The organism is Gilvimarinus agarilyticus, from assembly GCF_000832015.1.
GTDB classification, from domain to species: Bacteria; Pseudomonadota; Gammaproteobacteria; order Pseudomonadales; family Cellvibrionaceae; genus Gilvimarinus; species Gilvimarinus agarilyticus.
Window position 1 is genome coordinate 3,223,204 of sequence record NZ_JXCJ01000001.1, and the last position, 21,176, is coordinate 3,244,379.

At 53.7% G+C, this 21,176-nt stretch carries 18 protein-coding genes; 7 read left to right on the forward strand and 11 right to left on the reverse strand.

Translation table 11 applies throughout. From position 1 onward, the window contains the following. The 3 genes from urtC (at nucleotide 1) to urtE (ending at nucleotide 2,763) form a co-directional block, all read left to right on the forward strand. Entirely contained in the window at nucleotides 1-1,125 is a 1,125-nt protein-coding gene (urtC, locus tag SD69_RS14075; protein ID WP_041523710.1) for an urea ABC transporter permease subunit UrtC, read from the forward strand. Continuing rightward, entirely contained in the window at nucleotides 1,122-1,946 is an 825-nt protein-coding gene (gene urtD / locus SD69_RS14080; RefSeq protein WP_041523711.1) for an urea ABC transporter ATP-binding protein UrtD, read from the forward strand. The genes urtC and urtD overlap by 4 nt, the downstream gene beginning before the upstream one ends. Nucleotides 1,947-2,067: 121 nt before the next feature. Next, nucleotides 2,068-2,763, forward strand: coding sequence for an urea ABC transporter ATP-binding subunit UrtE (gene urtE / locus SD69_RS14085; RefSeq protein ID WP_041523712.1), 696 nt, complete (start codon nucleotides 2,068-2,070; stop codon nucleotides 2,761-2,763). A 39-nt stretch (nucleotides 2,764-2,802) separates the two neighbouring features. Here the strand turns inward: urtE and SD69_RS14090 are convergent, their stop codons facing one another. Next, nucleotides 2,803-4,020, reverse strand: a complete 1,218-nt coding sequence (locus tag SD69_RS14090; RefSeq protein WP_041523713.1) for a multidrug effflux MFS transporter — start codon at nucleotides 4,018-4,020, stop codon at nucleotides 2,803-2,805. A gap of 475 nt (nucleotides 4,021-4,495) precedes the next feature. Between SD69_RS14090 and SD69_RS14095 the strand changes: the two genes are divergently transcribed. Both SD69_RS14095 and bglX read left to right on the forward strand, forming a co-directional pair. After that, nucleotides 4,496-7,069 (forward strand): cellulase family glycosylhydrolase, encoded by a 2,574-nt coding sequence (locus SD69_RS14095; RefSeq protein ID WP_041523714.1) that lies wholly within the window; start codon nucleotides 4,496-4,498, stop codon nucleotides 7,067-7,069. Nucleotides 7,070-7,113: 44 nt separating this feature from the next. Continuing rightward, nucleotides 7,114-9,378, forward strand: a complete 2,265-nt coding sequence (gene bglX, locus SD69_RS14100; protein WP_198144105.1) for a beta-glucosidase BglX — start codon at nucleotides 7,114-7,116, stop codon at nucleotides 9,376-9,378. 81 nt (nucleotides 9,379-9,459) lie between these two features. Here bglX and SD69_RS14105 read toward each other — a convergent pair whose 3' ends face one another. Together SD69_RS14105 and SD69_RS14110 are read right to left on the reverse strand one after the other, a co-directional pair. Further along, a complete protein-coding gene (locus SD69_RS14105; RefSeq protein WP_041523716.1) occupies nucleotides 9,460-10,464 on the reverse strand; it encodes a glycoside hydrolase family 18 protein in 1,005 nt (334 codons plus the stop codon). A gap of 133 nt (nucleotides 10,465-10,597) precedes the next feature. Further along, complete coding sequence (locus SD69_RS14110; protein ID WP_041523717.1) at nucleotides 10,598-11,611, reverse strand: LacI family DNA-binding transcriptional regulator; 1,014 nt, start codon at nucleotides 11,609-11,611, stop codon at nucleotides 10,598-10,600. A gap of 244 nt (nucleotides 11,612-11,855) precedes the next feature. Between SD69_RS14110 and fucP the strand changes: the two genes are divergently transcribed. Next, nucleotides 11,856-13,172, forward strand: a complete 1,317-nt coding sequence (fucP, locus tag SD69_RS14115) for an L-fucose:H+ symporter permease (protein ID WP_041523718.1) — start codon at nucleotides 11,856-11,858, stop codon at nucleotides 13,170-13,172. A gap of 73 nt (nucleotides 13,173-13,245) precedes the next feature. On the opposite strand, the gene SD69_RS14120 is transcribed toward fucP, so the two are convergent. The 7 genes from SD69_RS14120 to cueR all read right to left on the reverse strand — a co-directional run bounded on the left by SD69_RS14120 (nucleotide 13,246) and on the right by cueR (nucleotide 20,148). Continuing rightward, nucleotides 13,246-14,205: a hypothetical protein gene (locus SD69_RS14120; RefSeq protein ID WP_052481180.1), complete on the reverse strand. Its 960-nt coding sequence runs from the start codon at nucleotides 14,203-14,205 to the stop codon at nucleotides 13,246-13,248. Nucleotides 14,206-14,238: 33 nt separating this feature from the next. After that, on the reverse strand, nucleotides 14,239-15,087 hold the full coding sequence (gene trxA, locus SD69_RS14125) for a thioredoxin (RefSeq protein ID WP_041523719.1): 849 nt from the start codon (nucleotides 15,085-15,087) through the stop codon (nucleotides 14,239-14,241). Nucleotides 15,088-15,115: 28 nt separating this feature from the next. Then, entirely contained in the window at nucleotides 15,116-15,652 is a 537-nt protein-coding gene (locus tag SD69_RS14130) for a YaeQ family protein (RefSeq protein ID WP_041523720.1), read from the reverse strand. A 3-nt stretch (nucleotides 15,653-15,655) separates the two neighbouring features. Beyond that, nucleotides 15,656-17,146 carry a lysine--tRNA ligase gene (lysS, locus tag SD69_RS14135; RefSeq protein WP_041523721.1) on the reverse strand — a complete coding sequence of 497 codons (1,491 nt, stop codon included), beginning with the start codon at nucleotides 17,144-17,146 and terminating at the stop codon, nucleotides 15,656-15,658. 27 nt (nucleotides 17,147-17,173) lie between these two features. Next, nucleotides 17,174-18,269, reverse strand: a protein-coding gene (gene prfB, locus SD69_RS14140; protein WP_157471804.1) for a peptide chain release factor 2 whose coding sequence is annotated in 2 segments (ribosomal slippage) — nucleotides 17,174-18,196 and nucleotides 18,198-18,269 — 1,095 coding nt in all. Because the reading frame shifts where the segments join, the coding sequence is not laid out codon by codon here. A 348-nt stretch (nucleotides 18,270-18,617) separates the two neighbouring features. Beyond that, entirely contained in the window at nucleotides 18,618-19,706 is a 1,089-nt protein-coding gene (locus SD69_RS14145) for a permease (RefSeq protein WP_041523723.1), read from the reverse strand. After that, a complete protein-coding gene (cueR, locus tag SD69_RS14150; RefSeq protein ID WP_041523724.1) occupies nucleotides 19,699-20,148 on the reverse strand; it encodes a Cu(I)-responsive transcriptional regulator in 450 nt (149 codons plus the stop codon). Before cueR ends, SD69_RS14145 begins: the two co-directional genes overlap by 8 nt. A gap of 250 nt (nucleotides 20,149-20,398) precedes the next feature. On the opposite strand from cueR, the gene SD69_RS14155 reads away from it, so the two are divergent. After that, complete coding sequence (locus SD69_RS14155) at nucleotides 20,399-20,650, forward strand: 4-diphosphocytidyl-2C-methyl-D-erythritol kinase (RefSeq protein WP_232301205.1); 252 nt, start codon at nucleotides 20,399-20,401, stop codon at nucleotides 20,648-20,650. Nucleotides 20,651-20,691: 41 nt separating this feature from the next. Here the strand turns inward: SD69_RS14155 and SD69_RS14160 are convergent, their stop codons facing one another. Further along, nucleotides 20,692-20,958 carry a DUF4404 family protein gene (locus tag SD69_RS14160; RefSeq protein WP_041523725.1) on the reverse strand — a complete coding sequence of 89 codons (267 nt, stop codon included), beginning with the start codon at nucleotides 20,956-20,958 and terminating at the stop codon, nucleotides 20,692-20,694. Between the last annotated feature and the right edge of the window lie 218 nt (nucleotides 20,959-21,176).

Genomic DNA, 21,176 nt, shown 5'->3' on the forward strand with positions numbered 1-21,176 from the left:
ATGTTAACGCAACGTTTACTAACCAGCGATAAAGGCGGTATGTGGGTACTGGGGATACTCGCCCTCACCTGCATACTCGTGCCTATCTTAAATCTGGCGGTGCCCGAAAACTCACCGCTTCATGTATCAACCTTTACCGTAACATTACTCGGTAAATTTTTATGTTATGCCTTACTGGCGTTAGCACTGGATTTAATCTGGGGCTATGCCGGCATTTTATCGCTCGGGCACGGCGCTTTTTTTGCGCTGGGCGGTTATGCCATGGGCATGTATTTGATGCGTCAAATTGGCGATCGCGGTAAATACGGCGATCCGCTCCTGCCGGACTTTATGGTGTTTTTAAATTGGGATAGTCTGCCCTGGTATTGGCTTGGGTTTGATATGTTTTGGTTTGCCATGCTGATGGTGATAATGGTGCCTGCGATACTTGCCTGGGTATTCGGCTGGTTGGCGTTTCGCTCACGGGTTACCGGCGTGTACTTTGCCATTATTACCCAGGCACTCACCTACGCTTTAATGCTGGCGTTTTTCCGCAACGAAATGGGCTTTGGTGGCAACAATGGTTTAACCGATTTTAAAGATATACTCGGTTTTTCCATCACCGCTGACTCAACCCGTATCGGTCTGTTTTTAGCCTCGGGCATTATGCTTATCATCGCCTATCTTGCCTGCCGCTATATCGTGACCTCGCGCATGGGCCGGGTAATCGTTTCTATTCGCGATGCCGAAACGCGCACCCGCTTTTGCGGTTATCAAGTGGAGTCCTACAAGCTATGGTTGTTTGTCTTCTCGGCGGTTCTGGCGGGTATCGCCGGCGCCCTGTATGTGCCACAAGTAGGTATTATCAACCCGGGTGAGTTCTCGCCGCTTAACTCCATTGAGCTGGTGGTTTGGGTAGCTACGGGCGGGCGCGGCACGCTGTACGGCGCCATTGTCGGTGCCTTTAGTGTCAACTATGGCAAGACCATTTTTACCAGCTTTTACCCAGAGGCTTGGCTGTTTCCCTTAGGTTTATTGTTTGTCTTAGTCACACTGGTATTGCCGAAAGGTCTCGTGGGTTTATTCAGCCGCTTTAAGCGCCACGACAAAAGAAGCGATGACGCCAAACAGGAGGATGCACCATGAATCCGTTTAAGCACGCGCGCAACTGGAGCACCCGCGCCCTACCGGTAAAAGACCCAAACTTCGGCCACGCGGTGGATACCAGTCACGGCCCCATTTTGTACATCGAAGACGTCAACGTCAGTTTTGATGGGTTTAAAGCACTGAATAACCTCAACCTGTTTATCGATGATGGCGAACTGCGCTGTATTATCGGTCCCAACGGCGCCGGTAAAACCACCATGATGGACGTGATTACCGGCAAGACCAAGCCCGATTCGGGCAGTATCTTTTTTGGTCAACAGATTAACCTGCAGCACCTGTCTGAGCATCAGATTTCCCGCGGTGGTATTGGCCGGAAATTTCAAAAACCCACGGTGTTTGAAGCACTCTCGGTGTATGAAAACTTAGAACTCGCCACCGCCGACGACAAACGCGTGTGGCATATTCTAAGCCACCAGCTTACGGGCGCGCAGCGCGACAAAATCGATGAAGTGCTCTACACCATCGGCCTGAGTACGCAGGTGCACAACAGCGCCGGCAACTTATCCCACGGGCAAAAACAATGGTTAGAAATCGGCATGCTGTTGATGCAAAGCCCGCGGGTGTTGCTGGTCGATGAGCCAGTAGCCGGTATGACCGGCGAGGAAACCGAGCGTACCGCCGAATTATTAACGTCCCTGGCCGGTAAACACTCGGTCATTGTGGTTGAGCACGATATGGCCTTTGTTCGCTCTATCGCCAAAAAAGTCACGGTGCTGCACCAGGGCTCAGTATTGGCCGAAGGCACAATGGATCAGGTGCAAAGCAATCCCAAGGTCATTGAGGTGTATTTGGGGGAATAATGGTTGGCGATGAAGGGAAACGGAGAACGATGGACGGAGAACGAAATACAGACTTCACTTGGCCGTTAACCGTTTTCCGTCAACCGTCCCCCGTTCTCCCAACAATAATTGGAGCAACACAGTGCTAAACATACAATCAATTAACCAATACTACGGCCAAAGCCATATCCTCTGGGATCTGGATTTGGAGCTGCCCGAAGGCACCTGCGGCTGCCTAATTGGCCGCAATGGCGTGGGTAAAACCACTTTACTTAAATGCATTACGGGCTTACTGCCTATTAAAGATGGCAGCATCATCTTTAACGGCAAAGACATCAGTAAAACCTCCACCGAAGCTCGCGCCCGCGCTGGCATCGGCTATGTGCCACAGGGCCGCGAGATCTTCCCGCTGCTAACGGTCGAAGAGAACCTAAAAATATCCCTTGGTGCTCGGCCCGACGGCAAAAGCCATGTGCCCGACTTAATTTACGAGCTGTTTCCGGTACTTAAAGAGATGAAACACCGCCGTGGCGGCGACTTATCCGGCGGCCAGCAACAACAACTTGCCATTGGCCGCGCGCTGGTACTCGACCCTAAACTGCTAATCTTGGACGAGCCCACCGAAGGCATCCAACCTAATGTGGTGCGTGATATCGGCAACGTCATCCGCCGGCTGAACCATGAGTTTGGTTTAACGGTTTTACTGGTGGAACAAAAACTACCCTTTGCCCGTAAAGTCGCCGACCATTTTTACATTATGGAGCGCGGTAAAGTGGAGGCCACCGGCGCCATCGACCAGCTAAACGACGACTTGGTGCAAAAGTATTTAAGCGTATAACCCCAAAGGCGGTGTGTAGCTACACACCGCCCACTTACCTTACTGATACTCGATATGCTTACCGCGCCACACCGAGTGCCACATAAAACCCTGTGCCAATAACCCACACGCTACCATGGCCAACACGACGGCCAAAAGTGTGTGCGGCAATAGGCCCGACAGTGCACTTAACACCCCCGCCCCGCCAAACTGACACGCACCGAGCAAAGCCGCAGCGGTGCCGCTGTTTTGCCCAAAGTGCTCCATATAGCACGCCTGAATATTGGGCGAGAGCGCACCGTGAGCGCCGATAGTAACCATCATAGCCGGTAAAAACAGCCACACAGGCCACTGCAATACAGCTGCCAAGGTTAATGCCACCAAGCCAATACCTTGCAGCATGGTAGCCAACTGTAAAATACGCAGTGAGCTAAAACAGCGAGCGAGCAGCGCCCGGTTAATTAAATTACAGCAAAACATCGCCACAATATTGGCGGCGAACATCAGCGCAAATGCATCGGCCGACTGGTCAAAATGATCTTGATAAATAAACGAGCCGTGGGTGATAAACACCATCATCACGGAAAAGGCTCCCACCTGCCAGGCAATGTACGCCAGTGCCGTACGATTGTTAAACACCGCGATATAACGCCTGATAAAACTGCTTTGGGACTTCTCCGTCGAGCGTGGTAACCGTGGCTCGCTGAAGACTATTTTTATCAATAGCGGAATCATCAGTACCGCGTAAATCGCCATAAACACAAAAATGCCAGACCAATGACCGACCTTTAACAACAAGCTACCGATGCTGGGGGCAATGCCCGGTGCCACCACTAAAATCAGCCCCAAAAACGAGAACAGCTTAGCGGCCTCTTGCCCACTGATACGATCGCGCACCAACGCCGGCACCGATACCAGCACCCAGCCCGCACCGACGGCTTGCAATGCGCGACCAATTAAAAAGTGCGGCAAGGTATGCAACGTCGCCAACAGTGCGCTCGCCAAGGCGAATATCACCAGCCCCGCCATCAACACCTGCTTGCGGCCCCATTTATCCGACAAAGGACCACCGATTAGCTGGCCAACCGCCAGCGCAAACACATACACCGACACACTCACCGCTACCGCTTGCGATGACACCCCCAAATCATCGGCAATGGCGGGAAAGGCCGGTAAGTAGGTATCCAGCGAGAAGGGCCCCAACATCATCGTCGCCGCCAAAGTAACCACCAGCGGCAGCGAGATCTTAGGAGCTTGGGAAAGAGGTGAATTAGGCATAGAGGAAACCATCAAATCAGGCGAGGACAATAACGACAGTGTAGACCCGGCAACAGGCATCAGCCGCCTGTGGTGTGCAAACGGGCCCGTGTAACCTGCGGTTGAGCCAGAAAATCCGGCTTAGACCAAATATTCTTAAGGAGAACAGCCATTATGTCATACATAAATGACACAGTAATTTAGCCCCCAACGCCATTTCAACGCACAGTAACCCCGCATTACTGCGTCCCACTTTTTATTTTTTGATTCACCGTTGTCGATACCTGTGCCTAACTCAGTGCTCTGAACTTTTTCACGCCTCAAGCAGCGTCACACTTAAGTAACGGCGTTAAAAACTCAAATTTCACACTTCAGCTACCGCACCGCTCATGTCCCACTTTGGCAGGCTCTCCTAGATGGGACGAACGTATCAGCTTCTCGCGTCATAATACTTTTATGCAATGTATAACAGCTAACAATAACAACGAGACTCTCTATGTTTCACTCAATCATTAACCACCGATCTTGGCGCTCTCTGGCGCTCGCATTGATTGGCACCTCACTCGCCGGTTGTGGCGGTGGTGACAGCTCGACCGTAACCAATTACTCAAGCAGCTCACTAAACAGTAGCTCCAGCAACTCGAGCTCTAGCAGCGAGCAATCAAGCAGCTCATCGGTAGCCAGTGAACTCTCCCGGCTGCACGCTGCCGGTACGCAGTGGGTCCAAGCCGACGGCACACCGATTGTGCTAAAAGGCACCAACCTCGGTAACTGGCTGTTACAAGAATTTTGGATGATGGGCCAGAGCACCGACGCCGTAAACGACCAGTGCACCTTAGAAGGCGTGTTTGACCAGCGCTTTGGCACCGCCGAGCGCGAACGGTTGATGGAGCTGTTTCGCGATAACTGGATCACCGAGCGCGACTGGGATCAGATGGCCGAGTTTGGCCTCAACGTCGTGCGTGTACCTTTTATGTGGAACCTGATTGAAGACGAGGCCAACCCCTATACGCTGCGCAGCGATGCCTGGGAGTACCTCGACCGGGCGATCAGTGAAGCCGAGTCGCGAGACATGTACGTCATTTTAGATTTACACGGCGCCGTGGGCGCGCAGGGCTGGGAGCACCACTCTGGCTGCGCCGAGCAAAACTGGTACTGGGATGGCGGCAACGGCCAAGATGCGGCTTACTATCAGGATCGCACGGCCTGGCTTTGGCAACAAATTGCCGAGCGTTATAAAACCAGCGATACCGTTGCCGGTTACGGCCTGTTAAATGAGCCGTGGGGCACCACGCCAGAGACGCTTGCCGATAATATCGAGTCGCTTTACCACAAAGTGCGTGAAGTCGACCAAGAGCACATCATTATTTTACCCGGTCACAGCCAGGGCATTGATGCCTACGGCAACCCTGCCGACCGCGGTATGGAAAACGTCGCCTTTGAGATGCACTTTTACCCCGGTATTTTTGGCTGGGGTGAAATCGGCTACCAAGTACACCGCGATTGGCTAACCTGCGGCATTAACGGCACTGGCGGTGTGTGTGAGTGGCAGGCGCGCTTAAGCGCACTGAACACGCCCTTTTTAATCGGCGAGTTTCAGCCCTGGACCGGTTTAGGCGGCGAGCTGGGCGGCAAAATCGCCCGCGCCACTTACGACACTTACGCGCAACACGGGTGGGCCGCCACCAGCTGGGCCTACAAAGTGCTCAGCAACACCGGTGGTCAGGGCAACGGCACCTGGGGCATGGTGACAAACCAAGCCAGCCTGGGGCTACTGGCCAAAGCCGACACCTGGGCCTGCTCAAGTTGGGACAGTACGTTTAGCAGCGCTTGCGGCGCCTCGACGCCAACCTTTACCGCACCCGGCGAGGGCGCTCAGGATTACTATCTAGTGATTAAAGCAGGCGCCTGCTGCGAGGCCGGCAGCCTGGATGTCAGCCTCGACAGTATTAGCCTGCAAGACAGTGCAACCGATGCCGAGCTATTAAGCAACGGCGAGTTTAATGACAACAGCGGTTGGACAGCCTGGACGGCCGGGGACCCGGTGAATCTCGAGTTTAATCAAACCGAGCACATCCCCAGCGGTGGTAATGGCGCCTCGCTGCGCTTAACCAGCGCCAGCGTAAGCAATGGCGGGCTTTACCAAAAAGTGAGCTTGACCGGCGGCCAGCAATATCAGTTTAGCGGCGTCTTTAAAGACAACGGCAGCACCGATGCCTGGGCCGAAATGTATTTGGTGCCCACTCAGCCTGTCGATGGCGAGGACATAACGGGCAACGCCCTGCCGCAACTCGATTTTAACACTGCCTCAATGGCCGAGATCGAAGCGCTATTTAACGAGTTTGGCTCGCTTGACTACGATGTTCATACCGAACTCAAGCACTGGCTGACCACCGAGCAAGCGCCTGAACTATTTACCCTAAAAAACCCACCCAGCAATGTCACACTGGTGGAAACCGGCGGCGGTAACCAGCTGAGCTGGAGCGCCAGTGTTGAGCCCGGCGTTGAAGGTTACCGCATTTACCGCAGTACCGTTGTCGGTAGCGCCGGAGAGCTTATCGCCCAAGTCGACAACTTACAGTACCTGGATAGTACCGCACCCGAGCAAACCACCTACTACCAAATCAGTAGCTACGCAGGCGACGCCGAGAGCTACCCATCGACGAGTGTTGCCACCACTACCGTAGCCAGCGCTTTGCCCGGTACGGTTCAAGCCGAACACTTCAGCGCCATGAGTGGCGTGCAACTCGAAACCACCAGCGATGCCGGCGGCGGCCACAACATTGGTTACATCGATACCGGCGACTGGCTCGACTACCTTGTGACGATTGAAGCCGCAGGCACCTACACCATCGAGTACCGGCTAGCGAGCGCTGGCGGCTCCGATGGCTTTAACCTTCTGCTTGGCGATAACACACTCGATACCGTCGCGGTGCCCGACACCGGCGATTGGCAAGCGTGGCAAAGCGTCAACCACAGCATCACGCTGCCCGCCGGCGAGCACAGCCTGCGGGTTAAAGCATTAGCCGGCAGCTGGAATTTTAACTGGCTGCGCGTTAGCGCGCCTTAATAACACAGTGCTTAGGCACATTTTTTAGAAGTATGGAGTCCACCATGAAAAAACTCTTAACCTATTGCCTGCCGGCGCTTGTGGCGGCCATGCCACTGGCACAGGCCGCCACCGATGCCGAGATCGAGCAGCGCATCGATGCCCTGCTGGGCAAAATGACGCAAAAAGAAAAAATCGGCCAGCTCGCGCTGCGCGACTTTGGTATGTACAGTGGTGAATCACTCGCCGATATCAAACAGCAAATTCGCGATGGTGAAGTGGGCGGTTTTTTAAACGTTAACTTCTCCTCCGCCGAAGGCAACGCCTTTGCCGACTTGCAAAAATTAGCCGTAGAAGAAAGCCGCAATGGTATCCCGCTTATTTTTGGACAGGACGTTATTCACGGCTACGAGACCATCTTCCCGATCCCACTGGGTCAGGCCGCCAGCTGGAACCCCGAACTGATTGAGCAAGGCGCGCGCGTCGCCGCCGAAGAAGCCACCGCCGACGGTATCCGCTGGACGTTTGCGCCGATGATTGATATCTCGCACGACCCGCGCTGGGGCCGTATCGCCGAAACTCTGGGTGAAGATCCGTACCTGACCTCGACCTTGGGCGTTGCCATGACCCGCGGTTTTCAAACCGACGACCCCACCCGCACCGACGCCATGGCCGCCTCGGCCAAGCACTTTGTCGGCTACGGCGCGGCAGAAGGCGGCCGCGATTACAACGCCGCCTACATTCCCGAAGCGACCTTGCGGGACGTGTACCTGCCACCGTTTAAAGCCAACGTCGATGCCGGCCTAATGACGGTTATGAGCTCCTACAACACGCTCAACGACATACCCGCTACCGCCAACGACTTTGCCCTAAAAACCATCTTGCGCGATGAATGGGGCTTTGATGGTTTTGTGGTGAGCGACTGGAACGCGGTGATGGAAATGATTCCCCACGGCTACGCGCGCGATGCAAAACACGCCGCCGAGCTTACCGCGAATGGCGGTGTCGACTTTGAGATGCACACTGACACCTTCCGTAAACACCTGCCCGAACTGATTAAAGAGGGCAAGTTTACCGAAGAAAAACTCAATACCGCTGTGCGTCATATGTTGCGCATCAAAATGCGTTTAGGTTTGTGGGATAACCCCTACCCCCGGGGCAACCGCGACAAGATTATTCTAAGCGATGACCACTTAGCGGCCGCTCGCGAAGCCGCGCGTCAGAGTTTTGTATTGCTTAAAAACGACAACAACCTTTTACCGCTCACCAAAAAAACCAAAATCGCCTTAATCGGCCCCTTGGCCAATGTTCCCCACGAGCAATTAGGCACCTGGATTTACAACGGCAACAAAAAAGATTCGCACCCCTTAGTGCCTGCACTCAAAGACTACTTAGGGGGCGACAGCCAATTTACCTTTGTAAAAGGTTTAGACTACAGCCGCGACACAAGTACCAAAGGCTTTAAAGACGCGATTAAGGCCGCTAAAAAGGCCGACGTGATTGTGTACGTAGGCGGTGAAGAATCAATTTTATCCGGTGAAGGCCACAGCCGTGGCGACATTGCTCTGCCCGGTGCGCAACAAGCGCTGGTTACTGCTTTAAGTGAAACCGGCAAGCCGTTAGTGACGGTTATTATGGCGGGCCGGCCCATTGAGCTTGGCGCTATTCGCGAACAATCGGATGCCATTATGATGGCGTGGCACCCAGGCACCATGGCCGGCCCGGCGCTGGTTGATGTGCTGTACGGCGATTACTCGCCGGTGGGTCGCCTGCCCATCACCTGGCCCAAAGGCGAAGGGCAAATACCGGTGTACTACAACCACATGGCCACCGGCCGCCCGGCCACCGATGATAATTACACCCGCATTGCGGATATCGAAATTGGTGTATTTCAGCACGTGCCTGGCAATTCGTCTAACCACTTAGATTATGGCCACACACCTGAGTATCCGTTTGGTTACGGCTTAACCTACACCAATTTTGACTACTCAGATTTAAACGTCGAAACCGCAAAAGTGAGCATGGGCGGCACGGTAAAAGCCAGTGCTGTGATTAAAAATACCGGTAAAGTCGCCGCCACCGAAGTGGTTCAGCTTTATGTACAGGATGTGGTCGGCAGTCGCACCCGCCCGGTGCGTGAGCTTAAAGGCTTTAAACGGGTAACCCTGGCGCCCGGCGAATCAAAAACCGTTGCCTTCACCTTGCCCACCAGCCAACTCGCTTTCCACAACCGCGATATGCAGTTAGTGACCGAGCCGGGTAAGTTTAACCTTTGGATTGCAAAAGACTCAGCCTCAGGCCTACAGGGAGAATTCGCAATCACCGAGTAAACCCTGCTCAGATACTCATTAAAAAACCGGGAGCCGAACAATCAGCTCCCGGTTTTTTTATAACCCAACAGACAGTCCGCCTTACGCCGTATAAACGGCCGTATCCGATGTGGCCGGCTGGTGTTTTGCCAGCCCCTCACGTATCGCCCCGGTGTAGTCCGACATGTGCGGCACAACGCCAGAACAAGGCTGAGCATTGCTGAGTACCGAGTCGTACTTCCACAAAAAGCCCCCCGCCAATGAGTACTGGCTGACGCTCGCCAGCGATTCACAGACACCCCCTAAACCAAAGGGGCACTCTTGCGGGTTAGAATCGTTTGCCCCGCGTACCGCGAGCCCGGCAACAAGGTAAGCGGCGCCGCGCCCCTTGCCCACCACTTGCGACAAAGCATCCACCCAGCGCTCTAGCTCATCCGGATCGAGATTTTCCGCCCCTCCGGAGTAACACTGCAAATTCCACCAGCTCACTTTGTAGCCCTTATCCCACAAGGTTTGCATATAACCTTGCCACTGAACGGGATTACTGTAGGGGCAAAAGGTCACCTCAAAACCCAGCTCAAAAAGCATCTGAGAAAATTCGGTAATCGTGTTGGCCTTTACTGGCTCTTCGTTATCTAAATCAATCCCGTCAATCAGGCATTGTCCGTCAATGGTAAAGGCATCACGCAGTGTTTGAAAATTGCGCCGCAATACATCCTGCATGCCGTGCTCTAACATATACTCGATCGTCTGAAAGTCGCAGACCCGCCAGCCGCCTATCGAGATAAAAATCTTACTGACATGACTGCCGTTTTGTTTCATCTGCAGCAAGTCGTGGGGCCAGTCGGCCACCTCTGGATCGTTATTGGGGTTAAAGGTCTCGTCATCGACAATGCGAATATCACCGTCGTTAAACACCAGCTCACCCCAGGATTGCCCGGCTATCGCCTGACAACCCGAGGGATTTACATCCCCGGCGCGGCCCAAATGCATAGACCACAAGATAATTGTTGTTAAACCACTTTGCTGCACGTCCTGAATGTGCGTTTTACACTTCCCTGGCCCAAAATCACCACTGCAATAGGCAGCTATATTCACAGCGCGCATTGTTGTTCTCCGGCAGGAAACAAAATAACAACGCTATGGCAGTGAGCGCACAGGTGCAATTACACGCCATTACAGATGAGAAAAGCCGCCGTCGGTGGCTAATACGCCACCGAGACAAACAGTGCGCTTCAACTTAGCCTGGCTTACCGGTGGATTCACGCTCCAAAATGCGGCAGCTCATAATCGCCGCCGGCATCTGTACCGATTTGCCTTTAAGCTGTTTTAACAGTAGCTCCACGGCTTTGGCGGCCATCTCGGCAATAGGCTGGCGCACAGTGGTGAGCGAGGGGTAGATCTGATGTGCCACAGGGGTGTCGTCAAAGCCCGCCACTGATAGCTCGGCTGGCATAGCGATACCGCGATGGTGCGCCTCGATAATTACCCCGGCCGCCATGTCATCGTTACTGGCAAAAATGGCACTGGGGCGCTCGGCTAATGACAACAGCTGCTCGGCGCACTCCCGGCCCGAATCAAACGAGTTGTAGCCCTGCACCACCAGGGTTTTATCCAGCGCTAAATCGTTCTCTTTAAAGGCGGCTACGTAGCCCGCATAGCGCTGAGTCACGGCGCGGTGGTCCGGGTGGCCGATAATAAAACCGATACGCTGATGGCCCAGCTCGATCAGCCGGCAGGTCATATCGTAGGCGGCCTCCTGATCGTTGGTTTGCACATAGGGGCAGGCGTCTGTGTGCTCAGTGGGCGATAAACGCACAAAAGGCACAGCGGCGTCGACCAACGCCTGCACTAGCGTGGTCATATCCGACAGCGGCGGCGTCAAAATTAAGCCATCGACACGCCCCTGGCGCACTAGCGCCAGCACCTCGGCCAAAATGTCGTCGGCATCGCGCTTACAGGGGTGAATCAGCAAGTCATAACCCGCCCGGCGGCAGGTCTCGAGCGCGCCATCTTGCACGTCTATCACGTAGCTGGCACTGGGGTTGTCGTAGAGTAAGCCCAATACATAAGAGCGATTGGCCGCCAGCGACCGAGCCGACTGGCTGGGACGGTAATTGAGCTCATCAATCGCCGCCTGCACCTTATCGCGGGTACTGGCACGCACATTGGGCTCTTTGTTTACCACTCGCGAGACGGTCTTCATCGAGACGCCAGCAAGTGCGGCGACATCGTCAATGGTTGCCTTAGCCAAGAGTTACTCCCCCCATAAAAAGTGCATTCTACCCTATTGCCCGCATTCTTGGCTGAAACCGGCTGACAGCGCTGTCAGTTTGTTTTATAGTAACGCCGCCTGATAACGGTAACGGCCTAGGCCGCACACCTAACAACCACAAACATAATCAAGGCACACCTGACGCAAACCGCTAGGGCCTGCTCCCCCTAACAACAGCAATTGCGTACGCAAACTTAATAACAAATTTTCTTGAGGTGTATTTATGGCAACAGCCCCCCAGAGTGTCGGCGCCACCACGGTGAGCGGCAACACCAACCAGAGTTACACTGGTCCGCTGGTGATTATTACCATCTTGTTCTTTATGTGGGGCTTGCTCACAGCGATGAACGACGTGTTAATCCCCCACTTAAAAAACGTCTATACCCTGACTTACACTCAGGCCATGATGGTGCAATTTTGCTTCTTCTTTGCCTATGCGGTGGTGTCGTTACCGGCGGGCGCTCTAATTCGTAAGATTGGCTATCAAAATGGCGCCGTTACCGGCCTGGTGATTGCAGGCTTTGGCTGCTTCTTGTTTTACCCCGCCTCCATGAGCACCTATACCGTGTTCTTGATAGCGTTTTTTATCCTGGCCGCCGGCATTACCATTTTGCAAGTTGCTGCCAACCCCTACGTGACGGTACTGGGGCCGGCTCGGACGGCGTCCAGTCGGTTAAATTTAACCCAAGCATTTAACTCGCTGGGCACCACAATTGCCCCCGCCTTGGGTGGCCTGTTAATTTTGGCCGCCGCCGGTGAAGCGCTGGACCCAGCCGCTATGTCAGAGGTCGAGACAGCGGCCGCTAAGGCAAAAGAAGCCGCCGCAGTGCAAATGCCTTATCTGGTGCTCGCCGGCTCGCTCATTGCTTTGGCCATTTTCTTTAAGCTCGCCAAGCTGCCAAAAATCTCACACGAGGATGAACCTGCCGATGTGAGCGACGCGGTAGACAACCTGTCGCACCCGGCCAGTAAAGACTCCATCTTTACCAAAACTCATTTGATACTCGGCGCCCTGGGCCTGTTTATGTACGTGGGTGGTGAAGTGGCTATTGGCAGTTTTCTAGTTAACTTTTTTGGCGAACAAAATATTGCCGGCCTAAAAGAACATGAAGCCGCCGCTTATGTAAGCTTTTACTGGGGCGGCGCGATGATCGGCCGCTTTATCGGCTTTGTGGTAATGCGCCACGTGCAGCCTGGCAAAGTTCTGGCCTTTAACTGTATCGCCGCCATCGTATTGGTACTAATGGCTGTGTTCTTTGACGGCAAAGTCGCCATGTGGTCAATCTTGGCGGTGGGCCTGTGCAACTCGATTATGTTCCCCACCATTTTCAGCATGGCGCTGTACCGTTTGGGCAAGTTCACCAGTCAGGGCTCGGGCTTATTGTGTGTAGCCATTGTCGGCGGCGCCTTTATCCCACTGCTGCAAGGCTTTATGGCCGATAAAATCGGCATTCAACTGTCATTTTTAGTGCCCGCGCTGTGCTATGGCTACATACTGTTTTTTGGCCTGAAATACGCCAATCTGTACAACGATCAATAAACACCGGCTATAACTACCGGCCACAAAAAAGCCCAGAATGTTCTGGGCTTTTTTGTGGCTATTAATAATTTATTTATAACGTACGAGCCCGGCCAGCTAAGGTTCGCGCGCGCTGAATAAGCTCGTCTGGCGTGGCGTTTGGCGCTACCCGCTCACACACCCACACCACCCGCCACTGCAAGGCTTGCTCTGGCATTAAGGTGGTTAAAAAGCCCTGCTGCTCCAGCTCGATGTAGGTGTTCTCACCATTGGCGTATACCTCAATCTCACCTTCACCCGGCGCCATCAGTTGCGCCGGCACATTGCTAAACACTTTGAGTAACAGCCAGTCGGCGTTGTGGTAGGCCAACCAACCCTCTTCACCATCGGTCATCAATTTATGGTTGTCGGGGCCAATACCGCTAGCCGGGTAATCAAACCAACTAACATTGCCCTGGTAGGTTAACGGTAATGGGGCAAACTGCCCTTTAACCGGGCCGGTTTCACCGGTGGGGAAAAATACCGAGCCGGCGGCGGGCAGGCGGGTAATCTCCCAGGGCGCCAAGGTCAACTCTTGTTCGGCGTGACTAGTGATGCGGTAATCCGCCACCAACGTATTTGCGAGAGAGCCAAGCTTATAATGCTTAGAAAAAGACACCTTTAGCTCAGAATCAATATCGCTTGTTAAACGCACCCCCGTGTCGGTGACAGCCACCTGATACGGGTTAGTATCCAAAGTCTCTGGCGGCGGCCAGCCCCATAGTGATTGCGGACTGGGCCAAAGCACACTGCCCCAGTTATTGCCGCCCTTGGCGTCGCGCTGGGTAATCAGCCGCTCTTTACCGGCAAAGCGCAGGGAGCTAATTCGCCCGCCAGCGGCCGGATTAATGCTTAGCGTTAAATCGCCGCGACGAAACTTAATGGCGTTAGAGTTAAGCGTTACGTAATCCGGTGGGGTAACCGCCTGCTCAGAGGCAGGCGAAGTTGCTGAAGACGGCGCCGGGCCGCAGCCGGCGGCCAATACAACAGCGGCAAGCAAGGGGCACAGGCGCATGGCGTCTCCTTATGTTATTTTTGAGTATCGCTTTTAGTACAGCAGCGTAAAGAGCTTGCGTTGATACTCTACCGCTAACGGGTCGCCTTTACCCAAAGTCGCCAGAATATCTGTCATGGCTTTACGCGCGGCGCCATCGTTAAAGGCGCGATCGCGCTTAAACAACTCAAGCAGTATTTCTAACGCTTGGCGGTGCTGCCCCTCGGCATTGAGCTGCAGGGCGTAAGCATAAGCGGTTTCGTTATCCGCCGGGTTTTGCTCGTAGGCCGCGGCAAGTTTTTCCAGCTCAGGCGAGCCTGCCGACTGTTTTTTAAGCTCCACCAAAGCCACTGCTTGCTCGTAAATGCCGTCTTGTTCGGCCAGCTTTACAGAGGCCAATAACGCCTCGGCCTCTTCTACCCGATTTAACTCGGCGTAGCATAAAGCCGTAAGCGAGGCGATCTGCGGCATCTGGTTAGACTCCTCCAATGCCTGGCGCAGCAGCGGCAACGCCTCGGAGTAGCTGGCCTCATCCAACAGCGCACGGGCCTGACCCAAGGTCGCCTCCCACGCTTTAGGCAAATACTTATCCAGCATCTCGCGTATTTGTGCTTCCGGCTGAGCACCGGTAAAGCCGTCAACCGGCTGGCCATCTTTAATTAACATGACCGTTGGCAAACTGCGCACGCCAAATTGCGAGGCGAGCATTTGCTGATCATCGGCGTTAATTTTAGCCAAAACCAGATTATCGGGGTACTCAGCGGCAATTTTTTCCAGCAGAGGCATTAAACTTTTACAGGGCTCACACCAATCGGCCCAAAAATCGACCATAACCAGTTTGCCAAAAGAGGCATCGATGACTTGTTGCTGAGCGTTTTCTGCGGTGACATCAATGATATTCATAGCCGTATTCTTTTGTTCGTTTAGGTAATTAAAGTAACTCGCCAACGGGTGTGACAGTAACCGACTGCTCGGCACTACTGATAAAGGCGCTGCCGTCGGCAATACACACCGACAAGGTCATATTCTTGGCCGCCAACGTGGCAAGTTCGGCCATTTCCAGCTCGCTTAAATGCCATACGGTTAAGTTCGGCAGTTTGGCAAACTCACTGGCATTCGCCTGCCACCACTGATCGCGGCCGCGGCCGGCACTGTAAATAATTTGCGCCGCCGAGCGCGAACGGCCTTTTTTAACCCGCTCGAGGCTCGGCTGCCCCACCTCGATCCACTGGTGAATAACACCGGCCGGATCAACCTCCCACAGGTCAGGTTCGTCATCGGTCGACAACCCCTTGCCAAAGGTTAGATCCTCCGAGGCATTAAAGCAGTAGGCCACAAGGCGAATCATCATTCGCTCTTCGGTCTCGGAGGGGTGCCGCGCCAGCGTTAATTTGCTGTCGTTGTAAACATGCCGGTCAGTATCCGACAAGTTGAGGTGTACTTTATAAACACTGGCGCCTAGGGCCATAAATTACTCCGGGCGCATGTGCGGAAACAGCAGCACATCGCGAATGGTTGAGGCGTTGGCAAATAACATCACCAAACGGTCAATACCAATACCCTGCCCAGCGGTGGGCGGCAAGCCATATTCTAGTGCGCGCACATAATCGGCGTCGTAGTGCATAGCCTCGTCATCCCCGGCATCTTTTTCGGCCACCTGTTCTTTAAAACGCGCGGCTTGATCTTCAGCATCGTTAAGCTCACTAAAGCCGTTAGCCACTTCACGGCCACCGATAAAAAACTCAAACCGATCGGTAACAAAATCGTCTTCATCCGAGCGACGTGCCAGGGGTGATACCTCGGTGGGGTACTTAGTAATAAAGGTTGGCTGATCGAGTTTTTCTTCGACAGTGGCTTCAAAGATTTCGATTTGCACTTTACCCAAGCCGTAGCTGTCTTTTAACGGCACGTGGAGTTTTTTGGCCACCGCGCGGGCCGAGTCTAAATCGCTAATGTCCGCTGCGGTTAGATCCGGGTTGTACTTCAAAATCGAGTCGAACACGCTTAAGCGGGCAAACGGCTTGGCAAAATCGTATTCGCTGTCTTGGTACACCACGGTGGTGCTGCCGATCACTGTTTCGCACAGTTTGCGCAGCATGTCTTCGGTTAAGTCCATTAAGTCGTTGTAATCGGCGTAGGCCTGATAAAACTCCAGCATGGTGAACTCGGGGTTATGGCGCGTCGATACCCCTTCGTTGCGGAAGTTGCGGTTGATCTCGTACACACGTTCAAAACCGCCTACCACCAAGCGCTTAAGATACAGCTCGGGCGCGATGCGCAGATACATATCGATATCCAGCGCATTGTGATGCGTAACAAACGGACGCGCGGTGGCACCGCCGGGAATCACTTGCAGCATAGGCGTTTCGACTTCCATAAAGTCTTTGCCATCTAAGTAGCTACGGATAAAACTGATGCACTTAGAGCGCAAGCGAAAGGTATCGCGCACTTCAGGATTCATAATCAAATCTACGTAGCGCTGGCGATACCGCAACTCCTGGTCGGCCAGACCGTGGTATTTTTCCGGTAGCGGGCGCAGCGACTTAGTCAGCAGCGTCCACTCGGTTAAATTCACGTACAAGTCACCTTTGCCCGATTTGTGCAGCGGGCCGGTACCGCCAACGATATCGCCAATATCCCACTGGCCATCGCTTTCTTTAATGGCTTTTTGCGTGTCTTTATCGGCGTAGAGCTGAATCGACCCTACAGCGTCCTGAATCAGCATAAAAGGGCCACGCTTGGCCATGATACGGCCGGCGACGGTTACCTGATGGTCTAGCTGCTCGAGCTCGTCTTTTTCCTTTTCACCAAACTCGGCCTGTAAGTCCGCACTGGTATCGGTGCGGCGAAACTTATTGGGAAAGGGGTTGCCGCGCTCGCGAATAGCGGCGAGCTTGGCGCGGCGCTCGGCAATGAGTTTGTTTTCATCTTGCGCACTGGTTTTTGGAGTATCGTTGCTCATAGGGGTCACTTAATAATGTGAGTTCGATTAAAGTCCGGCCTTAAGGCTCGCCTCAATAAATTGATCCAGCGAGCCGTCCAAAACACTTTGACAGTTGCTGGTTTGCACGCTGGTGCGCAAGTCTTTAATGCGCTGATCATCCAACACGTAAGAGCGAATTTGACTGCCCCAGCCAATATCCGACTTGGTGTCTTCCAGCGCTTGTTTGTCGGCGTTACGTTTTTGAATTTCCAGCTCGTACAACTTAGCGCGCAGCATTTTCCAGGCTTTGTCGCGGTTGGCATGCTGCGACCGCTCGCTTTGGCACTGCACAACAACATTGGTCGGCTCGTGGGTTAAACGCACGGCCGAGTCGGTTTTGTTAATGTGCTGGCCACCGGCGCCGGAAGCGCGGTAGGTATCGGTACGGACATCCGATGGACTAATATCGATTTCGATATCGTCGTCAATCTCGGGCGAAACAAACACCGAGCAAAACGAGGTATGGCGACGGTTACCCGAGTCGAACGGCGATTTGCGCACTAAGCGGTGCACGCCGGTTTCAGTACGCAACCAGCCAAAGGCGTATTCACCTTCAAAGCGAATAGTAGCACTTTTAATACCGGCCACTTCACCGGCCGAGGCCTCCTCTAATGAGACTTTAAAGCCTTTTGCCTCGCCCCAGCGCAGGTACATACGCAGTACCATTTCGGCCCAGTCCTGTGCCTCGGTGCCGCCCGAGCCCGACTGAATATCCAGGTAGGCGCTGTTTTCGTCCATCTCACCTGAGAACATGCGACGAAACTCCAGCTTTTGCAGCTGCTGATCAAGTGAATCGATCTCTTCGATCACTTCATTCAGGCTGTCTTCGTCCCCCTCCTCTTTGGCCATCTCCAACAGTTCTTCACAGTCGGCGACACCGGCATCCAAATCGTCAATGGTTTTCACCACAGTTTCAAGGGATGAGCGCTCTTTACCCAGCGCCTGAGCCCGGTCGGGCTCGTTCCAAACGTCGGGCTGACCGAGCTCTAGCTCAACCTCGGTTAAGCGCTCCTTTTTGGTGTCGTAGTCAAAGATACCCCCTAAGCACGTCGGTACGCGCCTTGAGATCTTTTAATGCGGTGAGATGCGGATTGATTTCCATGGGTGCACACTGCCTAATATTGAGGGCACCTCTAATCATTCAGAACCCCCTCTGGCCTTCATGGCTTTTCGCTATCAAGGCGGGTTTGCGACGATGGGCTGGTTGCCCATATAGCAAAGCCAACGCAGAGAGCGGGAAGCCATGAAGGCCCCTCAGGGCGCGGCCAAAACGCCCACCCGCGTCATTGCTCTTTTTGCAAGGGCTTCGGCCATTGCCGGCAAAGAGCGCCTAGCGGTTGAACGTTTTGGACCCGCGCAGAGGTGATTATGAATTGTTAGAGTTGCCCTTAAGTCTAAAAGGCGCGCATTCTACCTTAGATACGGCCTGTACACTACCGCCAGGGTGCATCTAGGCACCGCCCCAGAGGTTCATAATCACCGCGACCAAGAGCACTTGAGGCAACACCACCAGCGGCAAAAACAACGCTGTTTTCCAAGACTTCATGGTGTCTTTGATCACCATAATCTCGGTGTAGTCGGTGGCCACCCCGGCCATTAAAAACATAAAGCTATTGCCCGGTGCGCGAGCGCGATTCATTAAATCGGCGGCGATGGGGGTCGAGCCTTCTGAGCACACCTCAATAATGGTGGCAGCCACCATGGTTAACAACAGGCCCACAACGGACGGCCCAAACCACTGCTGAAACATCTCGACCGAGACAAACGCCCGGATAGCGGCGGCCAGCAAGACGCCAAACAACAACCAACGCAACACCATCCTCGAGCCCTTTAAGCCCTCGCTTAACACGCCACCCCACGCACCGGGGTGCCAATTAATAGTGCCCCACAAATCGCTCAGCTGCGTCTTTAAGGGAGTGTGTGGGGCGTTTTCTTGCGACTCGGCGGCAGGGTTATCTTGTAGCCGGCGGCGCTTCACCAAAGCGTCAAACACCAGCCCCGCAATAACGCCAATTACCATCGACACCGCAATAAACAGTAGCGTCCAGCCCACACCAATAAGGGCAAACATAATTAGGGTAAGCGATAGTGAGTTCCAGGGGCTGGCAATCAAAAAAGCCATCACTTGGCCGAGGCTTGTCCCCTTTTGATAGAGCTTCATACCCACCATTAAGATGCCATGGCTGCACAAATCCAGCAGTACCCCAGCGGCGGTCGCCCGCACAATACCCGACACGGTGCCACCGCGCCCCAACAAAGAAACCACCAACTGCTGGGGCACATAGTGCAGCAGGCCAACAAACAAAATACCTACCAACACCCCCCACCACATGGTGTTTAACAGCTCAAATACGCCGTGACTAAAATGTTCAAACCAATCGGGGCCAGTAAACCCCAAGGCGTAAGCGCCGTAAAATACCGCGCACAACGCAAGCGAGCCCCACAGCAAATAATCGATCCGCCTCTTACTAGCACTGGCGCAGTGATCGTCGGTGTTGTGTTCATCTTTAGGCGGTTGTGGTTCACAGCAACTACTCATGAGAATCCTCCGGCAAATTTGGGGTATCGCCCAGCAAGGTAAACGGCATGGGCCGATTAGCCGCACTCAGATCATTTAAAATGGCGCATTGAGCCTGCTCATCGCCCTGACAACGTTGCGCGAGCTCTTCAAGGGTGTCCCGCATACGCGTCAGGTTATCGAGCTGCTCATCCAACTGGGCAATTTTCTGTTGCACGGCCTTTTTTACGTCGGCACTGTGACGCTCGGTGTCGTCAAACAACGCCAGTAACTCGGCGCACTCTTGCAGCGAAAACCCCACCCGACGGGCACGGGCCAACAATGTCAGCTGTTTTATATTGTCGCGGCCGTAGTCGCGGTAGCCGTTATCCCGGCGCCGACTCTTAACCAAACCCTGAGATTCGTAGTAACGGATTGCTTTTGCCGTTAAGCCTGTTTCTCGGGCTACTGCGCCAATCTTCATAGACTTTCTCCCGTGCTCCACCGTTTTCACCACAATAAACCTTACCCCAGGGTTAAGGTCAACGCTTTGATGCTTAAATAATTTGCGAAATAATCGTCAGATTTACCGGAGAAAACGCTATAGACTCCTTTTTAAACAGAGCTTTGAGCTCAAAAAAAGAAAGCAACCAGCAAAGAAATATTAAGCTAATCAATGCTTTAAGTAACACTCTTGACAATAAGCGTGAAACATCGACAATAACGGGACGATAATGATTGAGCACTGGGAAGAATCGATGGAATATTTGGATACATCTCACCCAGAGTGGGCCAGAATGTGGGATGAGCTAGCCTACTACCCCATGAACGATGGTGATCACCTGTGTATTAATGGCAGCGACTGCTGGGAGTATATGGGATCTAGCGCCGATCACCACCACTTGCGCCACCCCAACCATCCCGCTACCGGCAGCGCCGAGTATTTTTATATAGAGCGGCCCCGGGCGGCTGTTGGCTGGGCCTAGCAATACAGCGGCGCGTTACGCACGCCGCCTATCAACAACGGCTAGACCCCCATATTTTTTAAGGCGTTAACAATCTGCCCCAGCACCGCCGATACTTGCGGGTGCTCTTGCTCGTACTCTCCGAGCATCGCCTCTAAGGTATCCACCGGCCGCGGATCCTTTACGTCGTCGGTACCGCGCGCATGAGTATGGCGCTCTAACTCACTCATCAAACGTTTCTGTGCATCGCTCTCCCCCTCGCCGGCAAACAGTTCATGTAACCGGCCGATGAGCTGGTCGAGTTGCGAATCGGGCTCTTGTTGCGCCATAAATCACCTCTTAGCAATTATTGTGAATAATCTAATAACCATTAGATCATCTGGCAAAGTTAGAACTTCGCCCTGTGTCGGCTCGCAGAGTATGGTATAAACTCCGCTGGGACCTGGGCGACTGTCTGGACTGATTTTCAGACCTCCCTGCCAAGCCCCAATATAACTGCCTCTGACAGAGCGCGTCCAGAAGCGCCTTGCAGCAATAAGAAATAACC

Coding starts and splice junctions, on each gene's coding strand:
- urtC (WP_041523710.1), top strand. CDS start 1: ATGTTAACGCAACGTTTACTAACCAGCGATAAAGGCGGTATGTGGGTA.
- SD69_RS14130 (WP_041523720.1), bottom strand. CDS start 15,652: ATGGCCCTAGGCGCCAGTGTTTATAAAGTACACCTCAACTTGTCGGAT.
- SD69_RS14145 (WP_041523723.1), bottom strand. CDS start 19,706: ATGAGTAGTTGCTGTGAACCACAACCGCCTAAAGATGAACACAACACC.
- SD69_RS14105 (WP_041523716.1), bottom strand. CDS start 10,464: ATGCGCGCTGTGAATATAGCTGCCTATTGCAGTGGTGATTTTGGGCCA.
- SD69_RS14090 (WP_041523713.1), bottom strand. CDS start 4,020: ATGCCTAATTCACCTCTTTCCCAAGCTCCTAAGATCTCGCTGCCGCTG.
- fucP (WP_041523718.1), top strand. CDS start 11,856: ATGGCAACAGCCCCCCAGAGTGTCGGCGCCACCACGGTGAGCGGCAAC.
- SD69_RS14155 (WP_232301205.1), top strand. CDS start 20,399: ATGATTGAGCACTGGGAAGAATCGATGGAATATTTGGATACATCTCAC.
- lysS (WP_041523721.1), bottom strand. CDS start 17,146: ATGAGCAACGATACTCCAAAAACCAGTGCGCAAGATGAAAACAAACTC.
- SD69_RS14160 (WP_041523725.1), bottom strand. CDS start 20,958: ATGGCGCAACAAGAGCCCGATTCGCAACTCGACCAGCTCATCGGCCGG.
- urtD (WP_041523711.1), top strand. CDS start 1,122: ATGAATCCGTTTAAGCACGCGCGCAACTGGAGCACCCGCGCCCTACCG.
- SD69_RS14095 (WP_041523714.1), top strand. CDS start 4,496: ATGTTTCACTCAATCATTAACCACCGATCTTGGCGCTCTCTGGCGCTC.
- trxA (WP_041523719.1), bottom strand. CDS start 15,087: ATGAATATCATTGATGTCACCGCAGAAAACGCTCAGCAACAAGTCATC.
- bglX (WP_198144105.1), top strand. CDS start 7,114: ATGAAAAAACTCTTAACCTATTGCCTGCCGGCGCTTGTGGCGGCCATG.
- SD69_RS14120 (WP_052481180.1), bottom strand. CDS start 14,205: ATGCGCCTGTGCCCCTTGCTTGCCGCTGTTGTATTGGCCGCCGGCTGC.
- cueR (WP_041523724.1), bottom strand. CDS start 20,148: ATGAAGATTGGCGCAGTAGCCCGAGAAACAGGCTTAACGGCAAAAGCA.